The 12,789-nt window shown below is 63.1% G+C and carries 8 protein-coding genes; 1 reads left to right on the plus strand and 7 read right to left on the minus strand.

Features of this window, described 5'->3' with window-relative positions:
- Both EOA79_RS22600 and EOA79_RS22605 read right to left on the minus strand, forming a co-directional pair.
- Positions 1–1,316: FAD-dependent oxidoreductase (locus EOA79_RS22600; RefSeq protein ID WP_128293288.1), on the minus strand; the 1,316-nt coding region annotated here is incomplete at its 3' end.
- Between the two features lie 215 nt (positions 1,317–1,531).
- Complete coding sequence (locus EOA79_RS22605; RefSeq protein WP_127334899.1) at positions 1,532–3,070, minus strand: trimethylamine methyltransferase family protein; 1,539 nt, start codon at positions 3,068–3,070, stop codon at positions 1,532–1,534.
- A 211-nt stretch (positions 3,071–3,281) separates the two neighbouring features.
- On the opposite strand from EOA79_RS22605, the gene EOA79_RS22610 reads away from it, so the two are divergent.
- Positions 3,282–3,872 carry a transglycosylase SLT domain-containing protein gene (locus tag EOA79_RS22610; protein WP_127334898.1) on the plus strand — a complete coding sequence of 197 codons (591 nt, stop codon included), beginning with the start codon at positions 3,282–3,284 and terminating at the stop codon, positions 3,870–3,872.
- Between the two features lie 20 nt (positions 3,873–3,892).
- Here EOA79_RS22610 and EOA79_RS22615 read toward each other — a convergent pair whose 3' ends face one another.
- The 5 genes from EOA79_RS22615 to EOA79_RS22635 all read right to left on the minus strand — a co-directional run.
- Entirely contained in the window at positions 3,893–6,103 is a 2,211-nt protein-coding gene (locus EOA79_RS22615) for an ABC transporter ATP-binding protein (RefSeq protein WP_127334897.1), read from the minus strand.
- Positions 6,104–6,153: 50 nt separating this feature from the next.
- The gene (locus tag EOA79_RS22620) at positions 6,154–7,311 is read right to left on the minus strand and encodes an ABC transporter permease (RefSeq protein WP_066990564.1); all 1,158 of its coding nucleotides are present in this window, start codon (positions 7,309–7,311) and stop codon (positions 6,154–6,156) included.
- 12 nt (positions 7,312–7,323) lie between these two features.
- Positions 7,324–8,358, minus strand: a complete 1,035-nt coding sequence (locus EOA79_RS22625; RefSeq protein ID WP_095824958.1) for an ABC transporter permease — start codon at positions 8,356–8,358, stop codon at positions 7,324–7,326.
- Between the two features lie 148 nt (positions 8,359–8,506).
- Entirely contained in the window at positions 8,507–10,165 is a 1,659-nt protein-coding gene (locus tag EOA79_RS22630; protein ID WP_095779087.1) for an ABC transporter substrate-binding protein, read from the minus strand.
- 270 nt (positions 10,166–10,435) lie between these two features.
- The coding region (locus tag EOA79_RS22635; RefSeq protein WP_206639255.1) for a translocation/assembly module TamB domain-containing protein at positions 10,436–12,789 on the minus strand (2,354 nt) is incomplete at its 5' end.

Consider the following 12,789-nt stretch of genomic DNA (forward strand, 5'->3'; position numbering starts at 1 on the left):
CCCCATTGCGCGCCTTTGGCCGACAATGTGTCGTAAAGGGGCGTTGTCTTCAGCGGCCGTCCGGCCGGCAGTTCCTCGTTCGGGAAGCGGATCGAGAAGCGGCGCGAGTAATTCTCGCGCACCTTGGCGTTGGTGTAGGTCATCGTCGCCCAGTCGCCGTAGCGCGCCACGTCCATCGCCCAGATATCGGCGCCGGGATCACCCTCGATCATCCAGTTTGAGAGCGCCAGGCCAACACCGCCGCCTTGAGAAAAACCCGCCATGACGCCGCAGGCGACCCAGAAGCCCGGCAGGCCGCGCACCGGACCGACCAGCGGATTGCCATCCGGCGCAAAGGTGAAGGGGCCATTGATGATCTGCTTGATCCCGGTTTTCTGAAAGGCCGGGAAGTGACGGAAGCCGACTTCGAGCGAGGGCGCGATACGGTCGATATCCGGCTCCAACAGCTCGTGGCCGAAATTCCAGGGTGTGGAGAATTCGGACCAGACCTTGTTGGCTTTCTCGTAGGTGCCCATCAGCATGCCGCCGCGCTCCTGGCGCAGATAGATCTCGCCGTCGAAGTCGACCGCATGGATGATTTCCGTGCCGGTCTTCTTGTTCCAGTCGGCGACCTCCGGCATGTCCTCGGTGATCAGATACATGTGCTCCATGGCGAGCACCGGCAGTTCGAGCCCGACCATGCGGCCGACCTCGCGCGCCCAAAGCCCGCCGGCGTTGACGACCTGCTCGGTGATCACATCGCCCCTGTTGGTGATGACGCGCCACAGCCCGTCGGGCCGGCGCACGATGTCCTCGACCTTGGTGAAGCGCTCCACTTCCGCGCCCAGCTTCCGCGCCGCCTTGGCGTAAGCGTGGGTGACGCCGGAGGGATCGAGATGGCCGTCCTCCTTGTTGCGCACGGCGCCGACGAATTGCTTCGGATCGATGAGCGGCATCAACTCGGCCGCTTCCTTCGCCGAGATCACCTCGAGGTCGATGCCGAGATAGCGGCCCTTGGAGACGACGCCGCGCAGCCAGTCGAGCCGCGCCTCGGTTGCTGCCAAGAGCACGCCGCCGGTCAGATGCACCCCCGTCGCCTGGCCGGAAAGCTCCTCGATCTCCTTGTAGAGGGAGATCGTGTATTTCTGCAGCTTGGCGACGTTGGGATCGCCGTTGATGGTGTGCATGCCGCCGGCCGCATGCCAGGTCGAGCCCGAGGTCAGCTCGTCGCGCTCCAGAAGCACCACGTCCGTCCAGCCGTGGCGGGCAAGATGGAACAGCACGGAACATCCTACGACACCTCCGCCGATGACCACGACCTTTGCATGCGACTTCATGGGTTCTTCTCGTTACTTCGGGGAATTGGATGATTGAGTGGATTCAGGATGAGAGGCATGTCTCTCCTCAAACGTCGGCGCTGTCCCTCACCCTTAACCTCTCCCCGTGAAAAACGGGGAGAGGGCCAGCGCTGTAGCGCTTCCCTTCTCCCCGTCCTTCACGGGGAGAAGGTGCCGGAAGGCGGATGAGGGGCGGCGCCAGCGTTCCAAAACCGTCACGGCTCGCCCTGCCCGATCGCTTCCTTGCGGCGCGCCATATAGGCTTCAAGCGCCTCGCGCACGGCTGGGTCCATTGTCGGCTGAACGTACTCTTCCAGCGCCTTCTTCCAGAGCCGGGTCGCGCGCGCCGTGGCATCGAGCGCGCCGGCCTCCTGCCAGGCCTCGTAGTTCTGCCAGTTGGAGAGCATCGGCTGATAGAAGGCGGTGGCATAGCGTTCAAGCGTATGCGGCTCGCCGAAGAAGTGGCCGCCGGTGGGCACGGCGCCCAATGCGTCGACCGCCAATTCGCCTTCGTCGACCACGATCGGCCGCAGGAATTCCATCATGTGCTGCATCATCTCGACATCGATGATGAGTTTTTCGAATGAGGCCGTCAGTCCGCCCTCCTGCCAGCCGGCGGCATGATAGACGAGGTTGCCGTGGCCAAGCACGGCGCCCCACAGCGCCATCAGCGTCTCGTAGGCGCCTTGCGCATCGGCGGCATTGGACGCCGAGCCCGGCGTCGTGCGGTACGGCAGATTGTAGCGCCGCGCCAATTGCCCGGAGGCGATGTTGGCCTTGGTGTTCTCCGGCGTGCCGAAGGCCGGCGCGCCGGACTTCATGTCGACATTGGAAGTGAAGGCGCCATACATCACCGGCGCGCCGGGCCGCACCAACTGGGTCAGCACGATGCCGAACAGTGCCTCGGCATTTTGCTGCGCCAGCGCGCCGGCAAGCGTCACCGGGCTCATCGCGCCCATCAGCGTGAACGGCGTCACCGCCACCGACTGGCCGAACTCGGCCATGGTCATCAGCCCTTCGGCCATCATCTCGTCGAAGCGGCGCGGCGAGTTGACGGAAATGATGGTGGTGACGCCGGGGTCCTGGCCGACCTGGTCTAGAGTCAAGCCACGCGCGATCGCCATCATCTCGATGCCGTCCAGGGCCCTGCCCCGGCCGATCGCCGAGACATGGAAGCATTTGTCGGTCAGCGTCAGATTGGCGAAGTAGGTGTCGAGGTGCCGCGAATTCGCCGGCAGCTCGATCGGCGCGCAGACCTGGTTCCCCAGCATGTGGATGCAGTTGAAATGCTGCGCCAGCCGGACGAGATCGCAATAGTCGGCGAGATTGCCGGCGCGGCGGCCGCGCTCCATGTCGTGCACATTGGGCGGCCCGGCCACCAGCGTGAAGTTGATCGTGTTGCCGCCGAGATAAACGGCGTGAGCCGGGTTGCGTGGCGTAAGTGTGTAGCTGGCCTGTGTCGTCTTCAGCGCTTCGTCGACCATGCCCCGATCGAGGCGCACATTCATCGAGCTGTGATCGACCTTGGCGCCGGCGCGTTCGAACAGCGCGAGCGCTCGCGGGCTCATCACCTCGATGCCGAAACTTTCGAGAATATGCATCGAGGCCTGGTGAATGGACTCGATCTGGTCGGCCGAAAGCACCGCCATCGGCGGGTAAGGGTTGACCACGCGCCGTGGCGGCAGCTGCGGAATGGGGGCGGGCCCGCGGTTGCTGGTCCGTTCGGCGCCGCGTTTTCGTCTTGGTTCGGTCATGCGTCTATCAGAGCGCCGACGTCAGGCGCGAGCTGTCAGGAATTCGCCATTTGCCGGCGTGATTTTAGCCAAGGCGGCATTTTTTCGTTCTGATGAAGACAAATGCGACGAGTGACGTCGAAATATCGATAGAGCCCAGATCGAGGAGCCTCGGTCGGCGTTAAGGAAGCTCGAAAGATTCCTTTTATGATTTCGCCCTATTCGTCTTCCGATGCCTAGCTCGAGTTTTAGTAAAATTGTCGTTGTCTCTGTGCTGCTGGCGCTTTCGGCCTGCGCGACGGCGCCCAGCCACATCAACAATGTCTGCGCCGTCTTCGACCAGAATGACGGTTGGTTCGACAACTGGCAGTCCGCCGCCGAGCGCACCGAACAAAAATACGGCATTCCCGTTCCGGTGCTGATGGCGACGGTGCGCAAGGAATCCGGCTTCAAGAGCAACGCCCGGCCGCCGCGCACCAAGCTGCTCGGCTTCATTCCCTGGAAACATGTCTCCACCGCCGCGGGCTATTCGCAGGCGCTGGACGGCACCTGGTCGCAATATCAGATGGAGACCGGCAACTGGGCGGCGCGCCGCAGCCGTTTCGCCGACGCCATCGACTTCGTCGGCTGGTATCATTCCAAGACCGTCGACACTTTCGGCGTCGCCCGCAACGACACCTACAGTCTCTATCTCGCCTACTATCTCGGCTGGTCGGCCTACGGACGCGGCAATCGCGGCGATGCCGGCGTGCAGAACTACGCGCGCGCCACGGACCAAATGGCCCGCGACTACGCCGCCCAGTTGCGGCAATGTGGGAACTGAGGCCGGGACCCGGCGAAGTTTTAGTTCGGCTTCGGCCTCTTGCCCCTCGGGCGCTTGGGCGGGGTGCCGGCAAAGCCCGGCCCAGTGCCGCGCGGCGCGTCGTCCGGCACGCCTTCATGTGCCGCATGCTCCTTGTCGAACTTGATGACCGGCTCCATCTTCGCCAAGACATCGTCCGACAGCCAGCACAGGCTCATATGGCCGTTGCCGAGATTCTTCACCGGCGGCACCGTCGTCTCGCACAGATTGTCCGGCACCAGCTTCTTATAGCCGCAGCGCGTCTGGAAGGGGCAGCCGGTCGGCGGATTCATCGCCGATGGGATATCGCCTTCGAGCACGATGTGCTTCTTGACCACGCTGGTGTCGGCGATCGGGATCGCCGAGAGCAGCGCCTCGGTGTAGGGATGGTAGGGCGGCGAGAATATCTGGTCCGTCGTGCCCTGCTCGACGATATAGCCGAGATACATGACGACGACACGGTCGGCGATGTAGCGCACCACGGACAGGTCGTGGCTGATGAACAGCATCGTCGTCTTGTTCTTGCGCTGGATGTCCATCAAGAGCTCGGTCACCGCCGCCTGCACCGAGACGTCGAGCGCCGAGACCGGCTCGTCGGCCACCACCACCTTGGCGTCGCCAGCGAAGGCGCGGGCCACGCCGATGCGCTGCTTCTGGCCGCCTGAGAGCTGGCGCGGCTTGCGGGTCTCGAAGGCCCGCGGCAGCTTCACCAGGTCGAGCAGCTCCAGCATGCGCTTGCGCCGCTCGGCGACGGTCTTGCCGACATTGAACTTCTCCAGCGTGCGGATGATCTGCGAGCCGACCGTATGGCTGGGGTTCAGCGTGTCGAACGGGTTCTGGAAAACCATCTGGATCGACGACACCGTTTCGACATTGCGGCTCTCGATGCCGGTCGACTGGATCTCCTTGTTGCCCAGCGTCACGGTGCCCGAGCTTGCGGTCTCAAGCCCCAGAAGCACCTTGGCGAGCGTCGATTTCCCGCAGCCGGACTCGCCGACGATCGCGACCGTTTCGGACTCGCGCGCGGTGAACGAAATCGTCTCGTTGGCCTTGACGACGCGGCCTTCGCTCGAGCCGAACACCTCGCTGCCGCCGACCTTGTAGTACTTCTTGAGATTGTCGATCTTGAGCACCGGCGCGCCGGGCTCGACCTTTTCGTTGACCTTCTTGGCGCCGGGCGGCAGCGCTTCCCAGTCGATCTCGTTGAAACGCACGCAGCGCGAGAAATGGCCCTCATGCCCCTCGACGGCAACCATCGGAATTTCGGCGGCGTTGCAGACGCCCTCGACGAAATGGTGACAGCGGGGTCCGAAATTGCATCCCTTCGGCCGCTCATGCGGCAGCGGCAATTGGCCGGGAATGGAGATCAGCGGCCGCGAATTCTTGTCGGCGCCGGGCAGCGGAATCGAGCGGAACAGCCCTTGCGTATAGGGGTGGCGCATCCGGTCGAACACGTCCTCGATCTTGCCAGTCTCGACGGCCTCGCCGGAATACATCACCGTGATCTTGTCGCAGGTCTCGAGAATGAGGCCGAGATTGTGCGACACGAAGATCATCGAGGTGCCGAACTTCTGGCCCAGTCCCTTGACCAGTTCGACGATGCCGGCCTCGACGGTGACGTCGAGCGCCGTCGTCGGCTCGTCGAGGAGCAGCAGCGCCGGTTTCGACAGCAGCGCCATGGCGATGACGATGCGCTGCTGCTGGCCGCCCGAAAGCTGGTGGGGATAGGAGCGCATCATGCGCTCCGGATCGGGCAGCTTGACCGCGCGCACCATCTCCAGTGCACGGTTATGGGCCTCTTCCTTCGAGACCTTGTCGTGGATCAGCGGCACTTCCATCAATTGCTGGCCGACCTTCATCGCCGGATTGAGGCTCGCCATCGGCTCCTGATAGATCATGGCGATCTTGTTGCCACGGATGGCCCGAAGCTCCTCGTCGGACATCTCGCCCATGTCCCTGCCCTGGAACTTGATGCGGCCGCCGACGATCTTTCCGATGTTTGAGAGGTCGCGCATGATGCCGAGCGACACGGTCGACTTGCCGCAGCCGGATTCGCCGACGATGCCCATCGCCTCGCCGGGCATGACCGTGCAGGAAAAGTCCATCACCGCCGGGATCTCGCCCTTGCGGGTGAAGAAGGAGATCGAGAGGTTCTCGATCTCGATGATCGGCCCATTGGTCGTCTTGGCTGGATCTCGAACTGCCTCGTTCATGGGTCGCTCCAATCCTTGCTTCCTGGAAGATGGGGCCCGAAGCCCCGCCATCAATCCTTCATCGACTGTTCGCGCAGCGAATCCGCCAAAAGGTTCAGGCCCAGCACGAACGACATCAGCGCGATCGTCGGCGGCAGCGCCGGGTGGATGAAGGAGCGCAAGAGCCGGCTGGCATCCTTGATCGCGGTGCCCCAGTCGGGACTCTCGGGCGCCAGCCCCAGGCCGAAATAACCCAGCGTGCCGAGCAGGATCGTCGTATAGCCGATGCGCAGGCAGGCATCGACGATCAGCGGTCCGCGTGCATTGGGCAGGATTTCCCACAGCATGATGTACCAGGGCGATTCACCGCGTGTCTGCGCCGCCGCCACGTAGTCGCGCGTCTTGATATCCATGGTCAGCCCGCGCACGATGCGGAACACGCCGGGGCTGGAAGCGAACACCACCGCCACGAAAATGTTGAGCTGGTTGGGATCGATGTGGACGATCCTCAGCGGATCCTTGTCGAAGACGAGGCCCGTATAGATCCAGCCCCCGATGACGAGCGTCAGGCCGAGCAGGATATAGAGCCGGTCCGGTCGGTTCTTGTAGCGGGTCCAGAACAGCACGCAGAAGAAGATGATCGGGAACAGGAAGAACAGCCCCGCCAGGGCGTACGGGATAGGCGTATCCATGATGCCTGGCGTCACCAGCAGGTAGAACAAAAGGATCACCGGGAAGGCCAGCACCAGATTGGCGAGGAACGACAGCACCGTGTCGATCTTGCCGCCGTAGTAACCGGCCGGCAGGCCGAGCGTGATGCCGACCATCAGCGCAAAACCGGTCGCCGCCGGCGCGATGATCAGCACGATCTGGCTGCCATAGACCATGCGCGAGAACACGTCGCGGGCGAGCTTATCGCCGCCGAAATAGTAGACGAGCTTCGATGTCGGCTCGATCGCGCCGGGCAGCGTATCCTTCATGATCGACACCTGCGCCAGCGGATCGAAAGGCGAGATGGTCGAGGCGAAGATCGCCGTGAACAGCCAGAACAGGCAGATGCCGACGCCGGCAATGCCGACGCCGCTGTCAAAGAGCTGGCCGTAGAGCCCGAGCTTCTTCTTGTAGGTAAAGCTAACGCCCATCACCAGGACAAGCGCGACCCATACCGGCCAGAAGCGCCAAAGCACGCCGAGCACGACATCGAAGGCACCGATATATTCGATCTGCATCCGCCCTGCCCCCTATTGAACTCTGATGCGCGGATTGAGAAACGCGTAGCCGACATCCGAGATGAGTTGGGTGATCAGCACGATGAATACCGAGACCAGCGAGCAGCCGAGCAGAAGGTCGATGTCGTTGTTGCCGGCGGCCTCGACCAGCGTGTAGCCGAAACCCTGGTAGCGGAACATCACCTCGACGATGACGACGCCGGTGAGCAGCCACGGGAACTGCAGCATGATGACGGTGAAAGGCGCGATCAGCGCGTTGCGTAGCGCGTGCTTGATCACCACACTGCCGAAGGAGAGGCCCTTGAGGCGGGCCGTGCGGATATACTGCTGCGTCATCACCTCGACCATCGAGGCCCGTGTCATGCGCGCGATATAGCCGGTGCCGTAGATCGCCAGAGTGATCACCGGCAGGGTGAAATTGTAGAAGGTGATGCCCTGGCTGGCGGATGCCGCCGAGCCGTTCAGCCAGCCCAACCACGAGGCGAAGATGACGGTGAAGATGACGCCCGACACATATTCGGGCGTCGCCGTCGAGGCGATGGAGGCCACCGACAGGGTCCGGTCCGTTCGCGAGCCTTCGCGCATGCCGGCAAGGATGCCGATGAGCAGCGAGATCGGCACCATCACCGCAAGCACCCAGAACATCAATATGCCGGTGGCGCCGAGTGCCGGAAACAGCTTGGCGGCGACCGTCGTCTTGAACTTGGTCGAACAGCCGAAATCGCCCTGCAGCACGCCGGAGAATTTCGGCTCGACCGGATCGTTGCAGAAGGAGAAGCGCTGCGTCACCTTGCCGGTGGCCGGATCGGTGATCGGCTGCTTGGGCAGGACGCCCAGCCATTGGCCGTAGCGCGCAAAGAAGTTCTGCCGGTAGCCGTGATTGACCAGCCAGCTTTCGAGCTGTTCGGCCGACGTGTGCATCTCGGTCTGGCTGATCGCCAGCTTCTTCAAGTTGGGCTCGAGATTGACGAGAAAGAAGACGACCAGCGTCAGGCATAGCATCGTGAGCACAATTGTGCCGATGCGTCTGGCAATGAATGAGAACATGCGCGCTCCCCGCCGGCCGGGTTGGGGTCAGATAGGTTCAACCCTGTGTCGGATACCTTGTGAGGCTCCGCCACCGTTGCACAATACGCAACGGCGACGAAGCTGCAAATACGAGGGGCTGACGCCCCTCATATTTATCGCAAAAGGATCACGCCTGTTCGAGCCAGACCTTGCCGAAGTCGTGCTCATAGGTCGGGTGCATCGAGTGGTTCTTCACCTCGGGCTTGATGTTGATGTAGAGCTTGCGCCAGTAGGGCTGGATGATGATTCCGGAATCCTGCAGGGTCTGCTCGATGTCCTTCATCACAACCTTGCGCTTCTCCGCATCGGCGATGCCGAGCGCCTCGTTGACCTTCTTGTCGAAGTCGGGATTGGCGTAGGCCGTCTCGTTCCACGCTTCGCCGGAGCGATAGGCGATGGAGATGACCTGGATGCCCAGCGGGCGCATGTTCCAGTTGGTTTGCGAGAACGGATACTTCGTCCAGTCGTTCCAGAAGGTCGAGCTCGGCAGCACGGTGCGCTTCACCTTGATGCCCGCTTCGCGCAGCTGGGCCGCGATCGCGTCCGTGGTGTTCTTGTGATAGTCTTCGTCGTTGCTGATCAGTTCGTGCTCGAAATCGATCACGCCGGCTTCCGTCAGCATCTGCTTGGCCTTGGCGATGTCGCGCTTGACCTCGGGCAGCTTGACATATTCCGGATGGATCGGCGCGACATGGTGGTTTTCAGCCGGGGTGCCGGCATTGCCGTAGCCGAGCTGCAGCACCGTGGCGTTGTCGACCGCAAGCAACATCGCCTGACGAACCTTCTGGTTGTCATACGGCTTGTGGGTGATGTTGAAGCGCGACACCACGGTGGCGGCCGTGACGACCTCCGAAACCGGCGCGCCGACATCAGCGATGATCTTGATGTAGTCGGCGGTCGTTTCGTGGTTGGTCTGGACTTCGCCGGATTCGAAAGCCGAAACCGTCGCCGCCGGATCGGTGCCGTAATCGATGAACTCGACACCATCGAGGAAAGCTTCGCCCTGCCACCACTTGCCGGTCTCGCGGCGCTTGTAGACCACCTTCTGGCCGACATCGTAGGAGACAAGCTCGAACGGGCCGGTGCCGATCGGGCAATTCTTGAAGTTGGCGCCCTTCTCATCGAAGGTCTTATGCACGACCAGTGCCGGATAATCGCACATGTTCGGGATGATGGCGATGTCGGGCTTGCTCAGCTTGAGCTTGACCGTCATGTCGTCGACCTTGACCACGGAGCCTTCGCGCAGCTTCTTGGTGCCGTCGTCGACCAGGCTGCCGAGGCGGCCAGGCATCGAGTTGCCTTCCGCTGCCTTGTCGGCCCAGCGGGTGAAATTGTAGATCACGTCGTCGGCGGTGAACTTGTCGCCGTTATTCCATTCGACGCCTGGCCGCACATGCAGCGTGTATTCGGTGGCGTCGTCGTTGATATCCCAGCTTGCCAGCAGGTAAGGCGCGAAGGTGTACTCCTTCGTGTACTTCACCAGCGGCTCGAGCGCCTGGCGCTCGGCGTTCGCAATTTCCGACCAGTCGGCGGTGCGTGGATCCTTGGGATCCTTGATCGACATGGCGACCTTCAGCACGCCGCCCTTCTTGCCCTGCACGTCCTCGGCCTTGGCTGGCGTCGGCGCGGCGAGACCGAGCATGCCGTAAGCCATTGCCGTCGATGCACCGAAAACGCTGGCCAAAGCCAGGAATTCACGGCGGTCCACCGTGCCCGACTTGGCCGCTTCGGCCATCGCCAGGATGTGGTCCGGAACGCGGTCACCGTTACTTTTATAGATTGCCATGACTGACTCCCATTGTTTGGCTTTCTGCCTTTTAACATTCCGCATCCAGACCGTGATGTCAAAAGCCGGTTTGGAATTGGAACATGGTGGGGAATGTGCAACTTTGGAATTGGGCCGGTTGGCGTGATAGCGACAGCCTTGACGCAAATTTGTTAGTCCACAGCACATTTCCAAAAATTAACAGGGCAATCAAATCAAGACATTGCCGGCGGACAGGGCCTCGTGCGCGCGCCAAAAGTCCTCTTCAGCCCGCCGGGGCGGGCAACACCGTCAATATTCGCGTTCGTAAAAGACGCCGCCCTTGGCTTCGCCCGCGTCGTTGGCCTCGCCGCGCAGCTTCACGCCCCTCCCGACATTGAGATCGATCGTCGCCTTGCCGGAGCCCGGTTTGTCGCCCTTCTGGATTGTCACATAGGTACGGTCGTTGAGGTACTTGCCGGCCGAAACCGCGGTGCCCCCCTTCTCGTCGGTCGTCACGTCGAGATCGTCGATGCCGATCGCGCTGCGTAGATTGTCCAGCAGCGAGGTCGTGCCGCCGGCCCCTGCCAATTGCGCGGCCGCGTCAGCAAGCTGGGCGATCTGCAGCGGCGAGAGATTGGACATCGAGCGGCCGAAGATCAGTTGCGCCAGCACCTCGTCCTCAGGCAGCGCCGGTGCGGAGGAGAAGTTGAACTTCGGGTTGGTCGCTTCGCCCGAAACGACGATGGTGACGGTGGCGCTGCTGGTCGTCGTGGTCGCGGTCAGGTTGAGGTAAGGCACAAGCGAACCCTGGAACCCGACTGTGCCCTCGGTGAAGGTCAGCCGCTTGGCAAGGATCGTCAGCCGGCCGCGTTGCAAGGTGAAGGTTCCGACGGCCTGCGGCGAGGATGCCGGGCCGGTCAGCTTCAGCGAGCCGCCTAGCTCGGCGTCGACGCCCCTGCCCTGGATGAAGATCTGATTCGGTGCGTTGACCGTTACGTCGAGGACAAGGCCGCTGCCGCTGCTGCCTCCGCTGCTGGATGTCGGCGGGTTCAGCGCTCTGTCCTGCGCGCGCACCGCGCGCGGCGGGTTCTTGTGCTTCACATCCAACTCAGAGAGCGAACCGGGCAGCTTGTCCGGCACGGTGATGACCGTCCTCGCCAGATTGATGGTGCCGGCGATCACCGGCGCCGACACGAGCGGCCCCTTGATGGTCAGGTCGCCGGCGAGGTTGGCGGTCACCACCCTGCCGTCGGTGTAGCGGGCGTCGGTGAGTTTTATCGACAGGTCGGCCGGAAAACCTTGCGCCGGCATGATGCCGACGGTGCCGCTCGCCGAAAGGCTGCCGCGCGTCGACAACGTGCCCGTCAGGCGATTGATCCTGGCGACGCCGCCGCCGATCGAGACGTCGGCCCCGATGTCGTTGACCGCCAGCCCGGAGCGCGCGTCTATGAGACGGGCGCCCGACGTCGTGACTTTGCCGCTGATCACCGGCGCGGATACAGGACCGCGCACCTGCACGTCGACATTGGCGGTTCCGTTGAGCGCCAGGCCTTGCACGGCGAGTTTCGAGGCAAGGAAGGAAAACGGCACCTTGCCTTTGAAATCGAGCGCCAGGGTCGGCCCGCCTGCCGTCGTCACCGTGCCGCCGCCCTTGAGACCAAGGCCCGCGCCGTCGCTGATGTTGGCGTCGAAGGCAAGCTTGCTGCCGGCAAAGGTTCCCGACGAGGATACGTTCATGCCGCCGAGGCCTGCGCCCCGCGTCTGCGAAGTCTGCACGCCCGAGGCATCGACATTGAAGGCGACCGTCGGAGTGGCCGGCGCGCCGGAGACCTTGACCGTGCCCGAGATCGAGCCTGCCGCATCGAGGCCAGGCGAGAAACTGTTTGCGAGCGAGACCGGCACCCTGGCCAGATTGGCGTTGATGTCGAGCGTCTGCGTGACCTTGCCCGTCACCGTCGCCGTACCGCCGCCGAGATTGAGCACCAGCCGGTCGAGCGTCGTCGCGCCGTTGGCGATGGTCACGGTCGAGGCCTGCGCGATCGCCGCCTTGATGCCTTGCACCGTCGCTTGGCCCGACGCGAGCTCGACGGTCGTCGTGCCGTTCGCCACTTTCACCCGGCCGGCCGCTTTCGCCGGAATGTTCTTCACGGTGGCGCCGCCGGAAAAGCCGGTCCAGTCCCCGTCACGCTTCAGGTCGACATCGATCCTGGTAACGGCAGTGCCGCCGGAGGTCACGCTGTCGGCGCGGATCTTGCCGGAGATGACAGGTGCTGCAAGGTAATTGGCGATCTGGGCGTCGATGGCGACTTTTTTGGCCGAGAGGTCGCCGCGCCGGATCGCCGCCGTCGTTGCCTTGACGGCGACGTTCGGTGCGTTGCCGGCCTTCGAGAAGGCGATCGTGCCGCGGACGTCGCCTTCCGCCTTTTCCAGCGCAAGCGCCGCCAGCGGCCCGATGTCAGGAAGATCGAGCGACACGGTGCCCACCGGCACGAAAGCTTCATCAAGCGCGAGGTCGCCGGAGATCTTGTTCGGACCGAGCGACAGCAGAAGCCCGTTGATCGCGCTCTTGCCATTGGCGGTGGCAAGCACGGCATTGCCCTGCAGCGGCTGTCCGGCGACATTGCCGGTCAGTTGCACATCGGCCGCCGGATTGGCGGCATCCG

This window comes from Mesorhizobium sp. M1A.F.Ca.IN.020.03.2.1 (genome assembly GCF_004023205.1).
Taxonomy (GTDB): domain Bacteria; phylum Pseudomonadota; class Alphaproteobacteria; order Rhizobiales; family Rhizobiaceae; genus Mesorhizobium.